This window comes from Salipiger pentaromativorans, assembly GCF_024721115.1.
In the GTDB taxonomy this organism is placed as follows: domain Bacteria; phylum Pseudomonadota; class Alphaproteobacteria; order Rhodobacterales; family Rhodobacteraceae; genus Salipiger; species Salipiger pentaromativorans.
The window spans coordinates 1-14,591 of record NZ_JAMDHK010000033.1 but is presented as its reverse complement, the minus strand read 5'-3'; the positions used below and the strand labels follow the sequence as shown (position 1 = coordinate 14,591).

Annotated in this window: 17 protein-coding genes; 13 read left to right on the top strand and 4 right to left on the bottom strand. The window is 56.0% G+C overall.

What is annotated here, in order from left to right:
- Positions 1 to 482: 482 nt before the first annotated feature.
- Both M4578_RS25410 and M4578_RS25405 read right to left on the bottom strand, forming a co-directional pair.
- Positions 483 to 1,961 carry a recombinase family protein gene (locus tag M4578_RS25410; RefSeq protein ID WP_258095897.1) on the bottom strand — a complete coding sequence of 493 codons (1,479 nt, stop codon included), beginning with the start codon at positions 1,959 to 1,961 and terminating at the stop codon, positions 483 to 485.
- Positions 1,962 to 2,146: 185 nt separating this feature from the next.
- Complete coding sequence (locus tag M4578_RS25405; RefSeq protein WP_258095896.1) at positions 2,147 to 3,319, bottom strand: type IV secretory system conjugative DNA transfer family protein; 1,173 nt, start codon at positions 3,317 to 3,319, stop codon at positions 2,147 to 2,149.
- A gap of 185 nt (positions 3,320 to 3,504) precedes the next feature.
- Here M4578_RS25405 and M4578_RS25400 point away from each other — a divergent pair, with 185 nt between their 5' ends.
- From M4578_RS25400 to M4578_RS25385, 4 genes are all read left to right on the top strand, one after another.
- Positions 3,505 to 4,035, top strand: coding sequence for a DUF3768 domain-containing protein (locus tag M4578_RS25400; RefSeq protein WP_258095895.1), 531 nt, complete (start codon positions 3,505 to 3,507; stop codon positions 4,033 to 4,035).
- A gap of 104 nt (positions 4,036 to 4,139) precedes the next feature.
- Complete coding sequence (locus M4578_RS25395; protein ID WP_258095894.1) at positions 4,140 to 4,379, top strand: hypothetical protein; 240 nt, start codon at positions 4,140 to 4,142, stop codon at positions 4,377 to 4,379.
- Between the two features lie 315 nt (positions 4,380 to 4,694).
- Positions 4,695 to 5,042, top strand: coding sequence for a helix-turn-helix domain-containing protein (locus M4578_RS25390; protein WP_258095893.1), 348 nt, complete (start codon positions 4,695 to 4,697; stop codon positions 5,040 to 5,042).
- The gene (locus tag M4578_RS25385) at positions 5,035 to 5,514 is read left to right on the top strand and encodes a hypothetical protein (RefSeq protein ID WP_258095892.1); all 480 of its coding nucleotides are present in this window, start codon (positions 5,035 to 5,037) and stop codon (positions 5,512 to 5,514) included. The genes M4578_RS25390 and M4578_RS25385 overlap by 8 nt, the downstream gene beginning before the upstream one ends.
- A 50-nt stretch (positions 5,515 to 5,564) precedes the next feature.
- Here M4578_RS25385 and M4578_RS25380 read toward each other — a convergent pair whose 3' ends face one another.
- Positions 5,565 to 6,179, bottom strand: a complete 615-nt coding sequence (locus M4578_RS25380; RefSeq protein ID WP_258095891.1) for a tyrosine-type recombinase/integrase — start codon at positions 6,177 to 6,179, stop codon at positions 5,565 to 5,567.
- 666 nt (positions 6,180 to 6,845) lie between these two features.
- On the opposite strand from M4578_RS25380, the gene M4578_RS25375 reads away from it, so the two are divergent.
- From M4578_RS25375 to M4578_RS25340, 9 genes are all read left to right on the top strand, one after another.
- Entirely contained in the window at positions 6,846 to 7,187 is a 342-nt protein-coding gene (locus M4578_RS25375) for a hypothetical protein (protein WP_258095890.1), read from the top strand.
- A gap of 432 nt (positions 7,188 to 7,619) precedes the next feature.
- Entirely contained in the window at positions 7,620 to 8,771 is a 1,152-nt protein-coding gene (locus M4578_RS25370; protein WP_258095889.1) for a diguanylate cyclase domain-containing protein, read from the top strand.
- 1 nt (position 8,772) lies between these two features.
- Positions 8,773 to 9,177, top strand: coding sequence for a hypothetical protein (locus tag M4578_RS25365; protein ID WP_258095888.1), 405 nt, complete (start codon positions 8,773 to 8,775; stop codon positions 9,175 to 9,177).
- A gap of 217 nt (positions 9,178 to 9,394) precedes the next feature.
- The gene (locus M4578_RS25835; RefSeq protein ID WP_420854831.1) at positions 9,395 to 9,637 is read left to right on the top strand and encodes an Arc family DNA-binding protein; all 243 of its coding nucleotides are present in this window, start codon (positions 9,395 to 9,397) and stop codon (positions 9,635 to 9,637) included.
- Positions 9,638 to 9,785: 148 nt separating this feature from the next.
- Positions 9,786 to 10,187 carry a hypothetical protein gene (locus M4578_RS25360; RefSeq protein WP_258095887.1) on the top strand — a complete coding sequence of 134 codons (402 nt, stop codon included), beginning with the start codon at positions 9,786 to 9,788 and terminating at the stop codon, positions 10,185 to 10,187.
- Positions 10,187 to 10,756, top strand: coding sequence for a hypothetical protein (locus M4578_RS25355; protein WP_258095886.1), 570 nt, complete (start codon positions 10,187 to 10,189; stop codon positions 10,754 to 10,756). The genes M4578_RS25360 and M4578_RS25355 overlap by 1 nt, the downstream gene beginning before the upstream one ends.
- Before the next feature lie 153 nt (positions 10,757 to 10,909).
- Positions 10,910 to 11,269, top strand: a complete 360-nt coding sequence (locus M4578_RS25350) for a hypothetical protein (RefSeq protein WP_258095885.1) — start codon at positions 10,910 to 10,912, stop codon at positions 11,267 to 11,269.
- Positions 11,269 to 13,344 (top strand): type IV secretory system conjugative DNA transfer family protein, encoded by a 2,076-nt coding sequence (locus M4578_RS25345; RefSeq protein WP_258095884.1) that lies wholly within the window; start codon positions 11,269 to 11,271, stop codon positions 13,342 to 13,344. The genes M4578_RS25350 and M4578_RS25345 overlap by 1 nt, the downstream gene beginning before the upstream one ends.
- A gap of 21 nt (positions 13,345 to 13,365) precedes the next feature.
- Positions 13,366 to 14,250 carry a replication-relaxation family protein gene (locus tag M4578_RS25340; protein ID WP_258095883.1) on the top strand — a complete coding sequence of 295 codons (885 nt, stop codon included), beginning with the start codon at positions 13,366 to 13,368 and terminating at the stop codon, positions 14,248 to 14,250.
- A gap of 160 nt (positions 14,251 to 14,410) precedes the next feature.
- Here the strand turns inward: M4578_RS25340 and M4578_RS25335 are convergent.
- On the bottom strand, positions 14,411 to 14,591 hold a 181-nt coding region (locus M4578_RS25335), incomplete at its 5' end, for a hypothetical protein (protein WP_258095882.1).

Here is a 14,591-nt window from a genome sequence, read left to right as displayed (position 1 = left end):
GGCGCGCTTGCCCAAACCGAAACCCATGATTATCAAGATCAAACCCGCAGACTCTCGTTATGAACGAGGGACCGAAGGGGGGCAGGTCATGATCAAAAAACTGTCAAAGTCTCTACGCCTGTGAGGAGCGCGTCTTCATCGACGACTATTGGTGCAGTGGAAATCAGAGACAAGCGTGGACGTTCGGTTTGACTACGCTTCACTGCATCTATAGGTCTGCCGACCGAAGGGATCATCATACGGCTGGAAGCTGTATGTAATGTGGAGCTCCATAAGCGATAGCGAGGCGCGCAGATCGCATCCTGATTTCCGATCCTGAAGGGGCGGTTCCGCGCATTTTACCAGTGGAAACCCCGAGGTTCTGGCGTGAGTGGCCGCCTCCTATGCCATCCTGCATGAGCAAGGCAGCGCTCTGACCGTCCGCAAACTGCGCGTTGCTGCCGTTCTCCAGGGGCGCGGCGAAGGTCGGCTGCCCGCCCTCCTTACACCTCCCCCATGAAATTTTTGCCGACCTCTCCCCACATTGTTGATCTTGCTGGCACGGGCAGGCGCGACGGATCAGCGGCCATTTCGCGGAGCTCGTGCAACCAATCTGTGGGGGTGGCAGCGAAGATCCCATCGCGAGCGGTCAAATCGCACAGGCAGTTTCGGAGAAGGGCACGACGTTGCGTAGGCGGTGCGGCACGATAAAGCAGGGGCAGCTCTGTCGCAAGACGAAGCGCATCTTCAAAATCGTGCTGGCTGCTGCGGCTGGCCTCGAACTCCTGTAGTTCCTCCCGCAGTTGCTGCAACTCGAAGCCAAGGTTCTGTTTGCGGAGCTCATAAGCTGCGCGGTCGATTGAGCCGTCCACCAGAAGGTCGGTCAAACGCTCTTCACGACCGACTGCATCGGCAATCCGTAAGCGCAGCGTCTTTTCGATTTCGTCCTGACCATCGCCAGCTACCCAGGTTGCGATCTTTTCGGCGATAGTTGCGCGATCCGCAGCGCTGATCTGCAGTCTGGCCAGGGTCGCGACGATCTGCTCGTCGAGCCGGTCCTGCCGGATCTTTCCTCGACCGCAGCCGGAGGTATGGCAGCGATAGTAGATGTGGCTCTTCTGAAGCTCCCCGGTGAGTATTCCGCCACATGCACCACATCGCACGAGCCTACGAAACAGCAGCTTGTGTCGAGTTTCTTTCTTGGCGGTGCGATCCGCTTTGATCAGCTGAACTCTGCGATACAGGCGCGCGGAAACCAAAGGCTCGTGCGCGCCCGGATAGAGCTTTCCGGCCACGCGCATCTGGCCGCAATAGAACGGGTTGGCGAGCAGGCTTTCGATGTTGCGCCGCACCACTAAGCCCTCACCATACCCTTTGAGACCGCGCCGACGCATTTCCTCGGTAAGGCTGGTGATGGAATACTCGCCAGAGCTGTAAAGCGTGAAGGCCGTGCGGACTAGCGGCCCCTTGAGCGGGTCGATGGTTTTGACGTTGCCGCCCCCGGTATCGAGATAGCCGAGCGGAGCACGGAACGGATACAGGCCCTGCTTGATACGACCGTAGAGACCTTTCTTCACTTCCTGACTGAGGTTGCGGCTGTAGTCGGCAGCTAGCGCCATCTGAATATCGGCCAGAAGCCGCCCGCCACGGGTATCGAGATCGAGACTGTCGGCGGCGGAATAGACGTTCACACCGATCTGGGCCGCCTCATCGACAAGTGCCCAGTCTTTGTAGTTGCGCGCCCAACGGTCGATCTTGTGCACGATGAGCCCCTCCGCCTCACCCATCTGAAGCGCTTGCATCATCTGACCAAAGACAGGTCTCCCAATCTTTGAAGCGGTTTCCCGTTCTTCAAACCACTTGATGATGGTGAGGTTGTTTTGACTCGCAAAGCCCGTGATTGCATCTTTTTGGGCTTCCAGTGAGGCGCCTTCGCCTTGTCGCACTGTCGAAACCCGGATGTATCCGAAACAGGGCTTCATGCGTCTTTTGCGTTACCTTGCGACTCTACCAAATCCTCAGAAAATTGCGAATCACGCCACGGCCATTGGCCAGTTTTCTTAAGGTGTTCACAAACGGCCTGGCAGATTGCCAGATGTTCTTCGAGATGCTCATCATGGGACATTGCAATACGATAAGCAGGGCTGTGCTATATGTGTAGACCGCCTCAATCGCGAATATGACTCCCCGGCGGGAGAGTGCCCATAGAGAACGGTCGTGACGGAGCGGCATCGAGCATCAGGCGGATGTGCGCGTAGTGATTTGGCTGGGCGGTTAGGCTCTGTTCGGGGAGACTGCCCAGCTGGGCGGAGAGGATCGGGGCGTCGGCGGCGCCGATACGGAACACGATTAGTGTGCCCGTATTCCCGAGCACTGAGGCAAAGACCAATGGTGATGTCTGTTGTGTGTGCTGCTGGCTAAGCACGAGGCCGAGTTTGTACTTGCGCGTTTCCGAGAGGAGATCCGCGAGGGCTTCTGATGTGAAGGCGTGGAATTCATCGACATAAAGAAAGAAGGGGCGCCGTGTGGCTTCCGGGAGATCATGGCGGGTGAAGGCGGCATGGGTGAGGCCGGACACGAGTAGACCTCCCACAACGTTCGAGAGGTCGCTTCCGAGTCGTCCCTTGGAGAGATTGACGATCAGCGCCTGTCCGCTGTCCATGATCTGGCGAAACCGGAGCGGCTTTGCGGGTTCGCAGAGCGCAGTACGCAGTACCGGATGGGACAAGAAAGCGCCCAGCTTGTTAGCGATAGGCGCGAACCCATCAGCGGCGTTCTTGTAGTTCATGGCTGGGTACTCTTCAGTCCAGAACTGTCGCAACTGTGGGTCGGTCACGCGGCGCAAGATCTCAGTCCGGAACGCCCGATCAAGAAACATCCGGGGAATGTCTCGGAGATCGACGTTGGGTGTATCGAGCAGTGCCAACACCGCGTGGCGGAGCAGATGCTCCATCCGAACACCCCAGGCATCGACCCATTGCTTGCGCAATGTTTCGATGAGCCCGGAGGCCACCAGGGGCCGCAATGCCGGGGAGGTGTGCGTGAGCGGATTATATCCGTAGGAGGAGGCAGGATCAGCGAGGTTCCAGTAGATCGCATCGGGGCAAGCGGCCGCCAGCGTTTCTGCCAAATCGCCGTGGGGATCGATTACAGCAAACCCTCGCCCGGTAGCATAGTCCTGCAAAGCCAAGTTAAAGATGAGGGTGGATTTTCCTGTGCCGGTTTGCCCCACCAAGTACATGTGCATCAGCCGGTCAGCTTGTGCGATGCCGAAGGGTAGATCACCCGTATGGCGATAGGCATGGCCCAAGATCGACGGGCTGTTTGGAAACCAAGACATCGTATCAGTATCTCAATGTGCATCTGGTCGCGATAGCCCCGCTTGCGCCCGTCGATTTCGCGACTGGGCGGGGGTTGTGTGAAGCCACTCTCGGCGGAACACTGTGCCTTGGATCGTTCTTTGTCTCCCTCCGAGGGGTGCGCCTGAAATGGTTTCGGGCGGCCACCCCACGGAAGGAGACCGGTATGGGAAGCAAAAAGCTGAATATCTGGGATATGGTCGGGGCCCACCCGATCTGCCGGAGTTGCGGCTCCCGCCAAGTGTTGCGCACGACTGAGGCCGAGTGGTCGATGGCCACGCAGTCCTGGCAGATCAAGACGCTCTGTGATAAATTCACCTGTGACAATTGCGGGGACAGAGCTGTACCTGATTGGCAGTTCGATGAAGCCTTTCGCCAAAAGCGTATTCGTCGTCTCAACGATCTGTTGCGTCACGGGCAGGCAGAAAAGGCGTCGATCATGCTGACGCCTGGTGTGCGAGAGGAAGGCGAGACGTTCGTGAGAACGGCGCTGAACCGGGTCGCTCAATTCGATGCGTTCTCGGCCGATAACGATCCACACGGTGAGCATGACTTTGGTAGCTTCGAGATTGACGGGAAGAAACTCTTTTTCAAGATCGACTACTTCGATCTCGAACTGGAGCGACATTCCGATGATGCTGCCAACCCGGCGCTGACGCACCGGGTGCTCACCATCATGCTGGCGAGCGAATACTGATGACGGAGGGGAAACGCACGCTCAGCCATGCTGATCGCGAGATGGCCTTCCGCGTCGCAACCAAATCTCTACCCACATGGTTTGGCACAGAGATTGCCCAAGGTATGACCGACGCTGATCTCAAGGCCGCCCTCGAACAGGTGCTGGGAATCTGGGGTGGGAGTTGTGGCCCAGGAAGGCTCGACGTGATCCATCAGGGCAGCGGGCTCAAGATCTGGGCAGGTTGGCACGTCATCAACCACGTCACTGAACGACCGATCTTCGCGGGCAAGCAGACCCTTGCCATGGCCCGGTTGCTCTACGGGATTGAAGACCCGGATAATCCACAGCTATCACTGCTCTGAAACTGGCCCGCCCTTGGAGGCGGGCCTTTTCCTTTGGGACTCGGGAAATGCGCGATGCGGCGGGTCTGGCGCGACACATGCAAATTCGCGAAAATCACCCTGTTAGGGAATTGAGAACGGGTGGTGCCTCCACTGGCGTTGGAGCGGGTGGCGCGAAAGGGGTCTCCCTTTCGCTCTCGGCTTCACCACCGGCTTCAAAGCCCGGCAGGAGGCACCACCCGTTCTCGGAAATGACGTCTTGGCGGGGGTACGGAAATCTGGCGGCATCGGGTATTATCAGCCCGTTATTCGTAAGTTCATTCGTTCATTTTCAATATGTACAAAGAGTTCGTTCTGGATCTCAAAGCGATGCGGCAAAAATCCGGACTTAGCCAGGAAGATTGTGCCCATCTAATCGGATCCGCCGAAGACATTATCAGCCGGATAGAGCGCGGGACGCGTAAGCCGACCATTGAAGAAATCTGCACCCTGCAACTCCTCTATGATGCAAGTTTCAAGCGCTTCTATGCCCACTGCCTGACGTCGGCCCGCCGGCAGCTAACAGACAATCTCAAGACGCTGCCGTTGGCGAAACCTGATCGAAAAGGCAAATACGCGCGCGAGCTCTTTCTAGAGCATCTTGCGACAAGATTAGCCGCCTCTTTATCTCAGCAAGATGGCTAAGCACCACCACCGCGTATTGGCGGTCGCGGCCCGTTCGGGCCGCTTGGGCGCCGTCGTGCTCGATAGCGGCCGACTGGTGTTTTGGACCACCTCGCGCAAAGCCTCTCTGTCATCGGCAGCCGCCGCCGCCAAGTTGCGAGACTGGCTGGCCGAATTCCAGCCAGACGTTCTGGTGACCGAGAACCCCGATACCGCCGGGCGCAAGAAGGGGCGCCAGATTGCCATCCTGAGGGCGTTTCTTGAGGTCGGACAAGACGCAAAGCTCGTCAATCTAGCCGTTCGCCGGGTGCGCCGGTTTGAGAATGCGTATGCAGAAGCCGCGAGCTTCGTGGCTCGGTTTCCGGACCTGCAACAACTGCGCCCTGAAAAACCACCGATCTGGGGAAAGGAGCCCTATACGCTAGTGTGTTTCGACGCTCTAGTGCTGATCCGCGAGGCCGGGTTGTTGGGGCCTGCTACCGAACCGGTGTGACCCGAAAAAAGATCAAGGCTGATGACCGCCCACCGTCTGGGCGGTCATCTCTATGAGATGGCATCCGTTTTCTCGGCACGGCTGCGTTCAAGCCGCCACATGCGTTCAGCGATGCTGCGCTCTTCGGCGCCGAGTGCATTGGTGTATATGGCTGTGGTGCTCAAGGCAGCATGACCCATCCACTTCTGGAGCATATTGAGCGGCACGCCGCATCGAATGGCATGGATGCCGTAACCGTGGCGTAACCCTTTTGGACTGGCCTGCGCGCCTCGAATACCGGCACTGCTCATGATCGCTTTGATCCAGCGGTAGGCGGTAGTGCGGCATAGCGGCTTGTCGCGATGCTGCCAGAAGAACCGCCGCTCCTGCGGTTCCCGATTTTCATGTACCGCCCCAAGGAGCTGGACGAGCTCTGGCGGGATTGGCACCTCTCGAAAGTGATGCGGGTTGCGGCGTTTTAGGGTGCGCAGCGTGAGTACTCTCGCCTCGCGTTGCATGTCTGCGCTCGTCAGTTCCAAAGCTTCAGAGAGACGGCAGCCAGTGTGGAGCAACGTCATGGCTAGGCTGCACGCGTCGGGTCTTGCAATGCGCGCAGCCTCAGCAAATTGCCTCCGCTCAGCGGCGTTGAGATAGAGACGGCGCCGGCTGCGGTCGTAGAGCCGCATCTCGGACGGATGCTGGGTTGGGAAGGACATGGTAAAACCACCCCGCTTGCCTACCTGACGGTACAACACGGCAGTGTGCCGCGCAGAGCACCATTATTGGCAATTCTGTTGCATGCTCTGGAATGTATCGGAAATACAAGCGCTTATCGGCGGATGGATTTAGTCTATCCGCAGCGAAGGCAGCAAACAACCAAGAATAACTGCCCTCTTTCAACAGTGTACAGAATTGCCAATTTTGATGCAAATCCAGGCCAGTGGATTGGGTGTACTCCGGTGTCTGTTCGGCGGGGATCTACGGGTTCCAGGCGAAATGGAGAGACGGAACAATGTGTACCAAGATCAATACAGGGCTGCGGCTGGCTATCGTCGGGCTCATGGCGATGTCGCTAAGCGGTTGCCTTGCCGCCGCAGTGGCGGTGCCGCTCGCGACTACCGCAGGCATGACAGCCGCCACTAGCACGGCGTCGGATCGACTGACGAGCTATGTGGCACGGGTTCATCGCATGAATTGTAGTCAGCTGCGTCAGGAATATGCTCGGCTGCAAAAGGATGGTGTTGCTCGGGTCAATCCGCTCAGCAACTGGACGGGCCGACGTGCGGCCGTAGTCTCAACCGCTTCCAACAAGGGATGCCGGCTGGGCTAAGGCGGTAAAACGGGAGATCAAGATGTCAACAGGAAACGGATTTTGCCTTGCGGCGATCATCCTCGCTGTACTCGGCGCAGTTGTCCCGGGGGTGGGCCTGTTCCTGGGCTGGGGCGGGTTGGTGCTTGCAACCATCGGTGCCTGGCAAGGGGCGACAGGTATGGCTGTCGCGGTCGTTGCGTTGTCCGCTGTAGTGTTCTGGTTGCTGACACCCTCACTCTGGGTCGAGGCGATGATCCATCGGGCGGGCTTTGTAGAAGTCGCTGATGAAGCACCGATGTTAAGGATTGTGTCTATCGGGCTGCTGGTCGCGCCGCTGGTTGCCATAGCTATTCGCAAGAAGCAGGAAGGTGCTCGGCAATAGTGCCGAAACCATGCTGGGATGGCGGGGAAACTCGCCATCCCGACATTAAGCCTTAGTTGCCGGTCGCGCCGTGGGAGAGCGTTCGCAAGGCTGCTATCTCAACGACTGCAAGCGGTATGATAAAAACCACTCAGCATAACAAGTCAAAACCCTGTAGCCGCGCGCGTGCTCTAGACGCGCGACTTCCTGGTTGCATGCTTACCTGTCTGTGGCGGATGAGTGTTTTCGATAAGGCAGAAGGTGTTTCAAGAACGACCTGGGTCTGCCTTTGGAGGCGGGTTGGCGAAATTTCCAGCCTACTATCACACCCATCCAAAAGTGCCGAGTCAAAAGAAAATTTTTGCACCAGCTTGAACTTATCGCGACGTCGGCGCTACTATTTTCTCAGGCCAGCTCCGGAAATCCAGAGTGGCTTCATGTGCTGGAGGTGATGTGCAGAAGAAAATCTTGAAGAGCATATTGAAGTATATTCTCTTGGCACTCAGTATTCCGCTTTTTTTTGGAATTGTCTTTCAGGATTACGCTGAAGGCCTCATGCGGAACGTTGTATTTCCCACATTTTCGCAAGCCTACGATACATTTTCTCGATGGCTTCAGTATTCGAGAATTTCGGTCATCACTGCCCTTGGGTCGATATCGTTCATCATGAGTTTACCGGCCCTATACCTCCTGTCTAAGAAGGTAACGGAACTGCAGGCCGTCAAGTCAAAGCTGGCAGACTTAGAGAATTTTCACAGATTCGAGATGAGGCGAGATCCGCTTACCCACATCCCAAATACACGTGCCCTAAAGGAATTCTTTGAACTTCAGCTCCCCAGCACAATATCAGACCATAGGCCTGTTTGCTTTATTCTCCTAGACTTGCTGGACTTTGGGGAAATGAACAATAGATTTGGAGAGTTTAGATGTGACAAATTTTTGCAGAAACTTGCGCCTTTCATTGAAAGCCAGATGCGATCAAACGAACCGGCTTTTCGTATCTCTCCAAAGGATGGAGATAGTTCTGTATTCAGAATACACACTGGTGGCGACGAGTTTGTTATCGTAATACGCGGCACCGAAACTGACGCATTCTTTCTGCTAAGACGCCTTGTGGACGAAGTAGGGCACGAATCCCATCTATGGGGATCTCTCTTGGGATTGGAAGAGTTTTCCCCCTCATTCAACGTTTCCGTTTATCAGATGATACACAGTCTAGATTGGTTGAAGTCGCTCCCAGGAAACAAGGATGCTGCCAAAGAGATCCGTGACGCCTTTCCAAGGGCCGCCGAGAGTGCAGAGGAGTACTTGAAGCTTTTGAAGACTGAATGGATGAGCGATCTTCGTAATATTGAGACACTTCTGGAAGATGACCTGCAATCACTGCTCACATCACTATTTGAGCTGAAGCGTATGTCTAAAACAAATGAGCACGGCCTTGCCTATGGAAGTGGAATGCTCAGCCCAAGCCACAAGAGCTTTGCGGATATTGCTACCAAGTTGTCAAGCCAACAAGATGACTTTGAGTTTGCGCTCAAGAAATTTAGATCAAGCACTGAACGATTGCGCGAGGTATCCGGAAGAGGGGCTAGCTTGAGAGGGTAAGATGATCACAGATATTCACTATCGTGAAGATGATTTCTCGCTGCAATTAACTTCCGATATTAGTCGCCGGTTTTTCATTAGACTGTTAAAATCGGGAGCAAGTAAGCAAACTATGGTCTTTTCTGACTTCATCTTGGAATCGAATGATAGTGCTCGGGGAATCGAGGCGCTACGTCTGCTCACTCCTCAGTTCGAGGATCATAAGCCAGTTATGAAGCTTGTATTTCAGAACATTTACCCGGGGCATAGGGAGAAAAATGACCGCTGCGAGCTTGTCAGGCGCCATGATCAGATAGTGGAGGTGGTGAGAGGGTATGCATCTGAATCGGGCTTGGCGGTTAGCCAAACGATCCTTGAGCCAAAGGCGGAAGGCTTTGAAACCGTGATTCTGGTCGAACAACGATAGCTAGGACAGCGGGCACGAAAAGCTACCAAAGATAGCTCATGGGGAGGGGGTTAGGCTGCTGACTGGTACGAAGTGTATGGGGCACTTAAAGCGCTTTACGGCAACGAAAACCAAGAGTTCCGATGAAACTAATCTCGTCTTTCCAGCGGGATAACTCTAGCGGGTTACGTTCGGCTACCTGTTCGGGCCAACTCGGTGTATTGTGCGATGAACCGTTATGGTCCATACATGGACCATGACAGAATCAGCGACGGTCCAGTTCAAGCTCAATATGCCTGCTTCCCTACGAGAGCGGCTTGAAGAGGTGTCGGAACAAGCCGGTAGGAGTGTGACCGCAGAGATCATCTCCCGCCTGCAAGCATCCTTCGATCAGGCTGGCCACTTCGAGAACGCTATAGATAACATCGACGATCTTCTGACGCGGGTGGAGCGGCTAGAGCGCACTGTCTATGATGGTTAGATCTGTTCCTTGAGGAATTGGCGACCATAACAATTCGCCATCCTGCTTCAGTAGAATGCTCACGTCGGGTTTGGGATGAATACCTGTTGATCATGCTGCCTACGGTTATGCGCGAGCTGTTGCGATCACCACTCTGCCGACGACGAACGTGATCATTCCTGCCTATCTCACTGCAATATCAATCGTTCGAACGAAGGGCAGCATGTACTCAAAAGAGTACCTTTCGCTGAGGACTTCGTTAGTCGTCGGGCACCGTAAGGGTCTTCAGCGCATCGTTTGTGTTTGTTGCGGGCAGATCGTGGCTGATGCAAAAGTTGCTGCCCGCTCCTTTGGCAAGCCGATGACTTGTTGTTCGTGGAACCTTGATCTCTTCATGCTCTCTCTTCTTGGAGGCCTCATAAGCTCGGATGGCGCCTTAAAACCCCGGCCAAGCGATCTTGATCCCGCATGGTGCCACATCCTGAATTCCAATTCTAAGGTGATTTTTCTTGACGAAGATCTCCCTTTGGTTGCAGGCTTGGGTGGTATTTGTGAGGAGGAGGACGAGTGATGCGGTCTTATGAAGCCGCCCGGTCGCTGTTCAGCTTTTTGGCATTCATTGCCTGGTGCGTCATTATTCTTGGTGTCTTAGCGGCGTTACTAGCAGGTGGGGTCGCGGGCAATGCGCGAAGCTTCGGTGGTGGGCCAACTGTGTTTCTTGCCATTTTACCCGGCATCGGTATCGCAATTGTGGGCTTCGTTTGCCTGGCTTTGGTACAGATTGGGCGCGCGACTGTGGACACCGCAGAGCTGACGCAGCAGATGCTCGAAATTGCGCGTGACCGGCTTGAAATCTCACGCAATGCTTTGAGCTCGGCAGGAATGCCGGCGAATACTTTCGAAAACCTTACCCTCTCTGAAAAAACGGATTCATCTATTAGTTTCAGAGAGAGATCGTCTGAGGCCGAGAGCGCAACCTTGCTGCGTGCCGAAGACAGAGACGGTATCACGACGTTCAATGGTCAGAAAATCAAACGTGTAGGGGCAACCTTCGTTGTCGATGGCCTGCCGTTTTTCACAATGGAAGACGCCAAAGCCTATATTCTTGAGAATCCTAAACCAGAGACGGAACGTCTTTGACCCTCATACGGAGCCCCAACCCCTATGGGGGTCGCCTATGGGGATCGCTCTGAGCACATTGCGGATCATAGCGGCTCAGCTGAGACATTTTGTTGTCCGTGACTTCATCTGCTTTCGCAGATTCCCACCCATCCAACCTGAACAAATCTTCAGATGCGTATTTCGATCTCCCACGTAGCTATTCGCAAAGGTTGGCTCTTTAAGACGACCTACTACGCCGTCGATCTCTCGGTTGCTTTTACCCATGAGGAAACGCAGATCATTCGGCAGCGCAACCTTCTGAAGACCAAGCTTTTGGACCGTCGTCCGGCGACTGCACGGGTCGATGATCGCGATGAGAAGTTCGAACTCCGGGTCGAGCACTTGCTGACCCGCCAGCCGGATCGCTTTCTCTGCGCGACGCCATCGAAAGCAAAGATCTACGAAGACGCGTTGCTGGCGACACTCGGACAGATGAAACTCTGGCTAGAGGACAATGCTGAGATCGGTGCGCGCCGCGTGGTTGAAATCTGATGGCGCGTTCCGGCAACAGCCTGCCGGATAGCTTGCTCCTGCTCGCGATCATTCTGGCGCTCATCCTGCTTTTGGCCATGGTGCTGACGCCAATGGTACTAATCGCCGTCCCGTCTTATGTTGGTCTGCGCCTCTACCGAGAAAGCCCGGCCCGGTTGGAGAGGCGAGCCAGAGCTGAGACAGAGATCCTCTACCGACACGCGCTCGCGGGCAGCGTGACGCTTGATGTGGAGGAGATAGACCACGCGCTCTCCCGTTACTGGCCTTTGGATGTGCCTGAGCCGCTGCGATTGCAGCTTGCGGCGCTGGGGAGGGAGCTCTTGGCCGAAGAGGGGTTGACCCCGGAGGTGCCGCCACCGCCAGCGCTCTGCAACACGGTTGAGGGGGCTCGTTATCGGGATCTTCTGGCTCGGCTCGGCCAGGCGCGCAATGATCGCGTAATGGTGCTCTCAGCACTCGATACGATCTCAAAGAGTCTGGCGGTGGTTGCGCATGCGGTGCCGCCAGTGAAGGGGGAGGTGCTGGTTGAAGTCACTCAGTTCCTTCATCCCCTCGGGGACGCAGTCCAGAACGTCATTGCCCCCTACTTTGCGGAGACTGGATACAACCATTTCAAGGGACTTCGAGATCGGCTCGACGCCAATTTAACTGCGACACATCGGACTACGCCGGTCTATCCCCGCGACTACAAAGCCGATGACGTGGTTGGAACCTATTTGCGTGGCACGCCGCTCCAACGGCTTTTCAGCCTGCGTACTCCGTTTGAAATCCCTGAGGGCCGGCGCTTTGAACATCTTCATATGGTTGCCGGCTCCGGCCACGGCAAAACGCAGACCCTGCAGCATTTCATCGCTCGCGATTTGCCGGATGTGGCGCGGGGCGACAAATCCGTGGTGGTAATCGACAGCCAGGGCGATCTCATCAACACCTTGCTTGCTGCGCGCGTTTTGCCGCCCGAACGGATCGTGCTCATAGACCCTGAGGACATCGCTTTTCCTGTCAGCCTGAACTTATTCTCGGTCGGGCTCGACCGGCTGGAGGGCTATGATCCGCTGGAACGCGAACGGCTCACAAACTCCATCATTGAGCTGTATGACTTTGTGCTCGGCTCGCTGCTGTCCGCTGGTATGACCGCCAAGCAGAGTGTGGTGTTTCGCTACGTGACGCGGCTCATGTTCCACATCCCCGGCGCCACCATTCACACTCTGCGGGAACTCTTGGAGCCGGGCGGGACAGAGACCTACCAAGAAGCTATCCGCAAGCTCGACGGCACGCCCCGCCGATTTTTTGAGACGGAATTCGACAGCAAGGAATTTTCCAATACCAGAACCCAGGTCCTGCGTCGCCTCTATGGCGTCCTTGAAAACCAGACCTTCGAGCGCATGTTCTCACACCCGGTCTCGAAGTTCGACATGTTTGACGAGCTCAATGCGGGTAAGCTTATCCTCATCAACACTGCCAAGAGCCTGCTCAAGGAGCAGGGGACGGAGATTTTCGGTCGGTTCTTCATCGCCCTCATCGCGCAGGCGGCGCAGGAACGGGCGACGCTGCCGGAACAGATGCGGCTCCCGGCCTTTGTCTACGTCGATGAGGCACAGGACTATTTCGATCAGAATATCGGCGTGATCCTGAGTCAGGCCCGCAAATACCGGGTCGGGATGGTCTTGGCGCACCAATACCTCGGCCAATTGTCTGGCGGCTTGCAGGAAGCCTTTGAGGCAAACACGTCGATCAAGCTGGCGGGCGGGGTTTCAGCCCGCGATGCCCGGACATTGGCTGGGCAGATGGGGGGCGATCCCGACATGATCGCCAAGCAACCCAAAGGCAGTTTTGCCACCTCGATCCGAGGACTGACGGATAGAGCCGTACCGGTCAGCTTCCCGTTCTTTGTCCTCGAACGTCTGCCAAAGACCACAAAAGCCGAGCGTGCGGCCATCCGGCAACATAGCCGCGACCGTTATGCCGAACCGCTGCGGAACACTGAATATCGGGACGAGCCATTGGGATGCGAGCCCGCTGAGGCATCCCGAAAGTCGTCCTCAGAAGACCCCACTGCGCCTTCGCCCGAGCTATGATGAGCCGAGAAGCCTTCGCATATGAGACAGACTGACGCCCTTGGCCGTGCTACGTTTCACTACATTGCTCCGCGACCAGGGGTGATCCCGACCGAACGTGAGCTGCGCTGGCTGAAGCATATCGAGCGCCACGGCCCGACTTCCTCACGACTTCTGTTCGAGGTCACGCGCGATACGCATCGCTGCCGGGACACGGCATTGCGAGCAATGAAGAAGCTTCGCGCTGGGGGCTTTCTGCATCTGCCGCGACAACAGCGCCAAACCGCGAAGGCAGACTTTGCGCCGTTTATCTATGATCTAACACGCAAGGCACTGGACTACCTCAAAACACTCGACCTGGCGGAAGCCACAATGCGGCCAACAGGCCATTGGTGGCACGCGTACCGCGCCGCCAGCTTTACCGGCTCGCTGGAGGTTGCTGCTTCACGCGAGGGGATCACATATATCCCCTGCCATCAAATCCTCGCCCTTCAAAATGCCGAGTTGGCGATACCACTCCGACGCGGCAAGTTGATCCCCGATCAACTCTTTGCACTCAAGTACCCCGGGGGTTACCGCGCATGCTTGTTGGAAATCGACCGCTCAACCGAGCCTGTGACATCTCCGGCCGCCAGGAAGAGCTTAGGGCGGGCAGTGGAGCAATATCGAGAGGTTTTCGAAACAGGAAAGCTTGGCAAACATTACGGGCTCAAGGCCAACGCTCTCGTGTTGTGGGTGTTCGAAAGCGCTGCCAGGGAGGAGCGTTTCCAAAATCAGATACAGGAACGCGCCGGAATTGCAGAGAACCGCTTCTTCACCCGTGTTTGGCCTGTCTCAGGCATAGCGACAGACGGCGGATGCAGTTGGCAGGCTGGGGCATGGCGGGGAGCGAAAGTTTCGTTGTCACTTATATCAGCGCCACTGTAGATGAGACTGAGGACTATCTCTCCATGATGGGGGAGGTGGCTAGCCTAAAGTAGAGTGAATTCGTGGAGCGAAGTTCAAGTCACCCCCCCCCCCAAAAAAATTTCTCGGATGACGCCCCGTCCAAGACATTCCCGGGGCGCCAAACATTAGGGAAGACCGATCAGAAAATGAAGTTGCTGTCCTGATTCAGTTCGCTATAGGTGACGCTGTCATTCACGTTGATCAAAATTCTCTCATTTGACGAAAGAACTCTAAGGAACGTCTGATCTACCGTTTTGGCTGTGCCGATTTCCATGCAATCGGGCTTTGATTTAGCATACAGGGACCGATTTTGGGCTCGT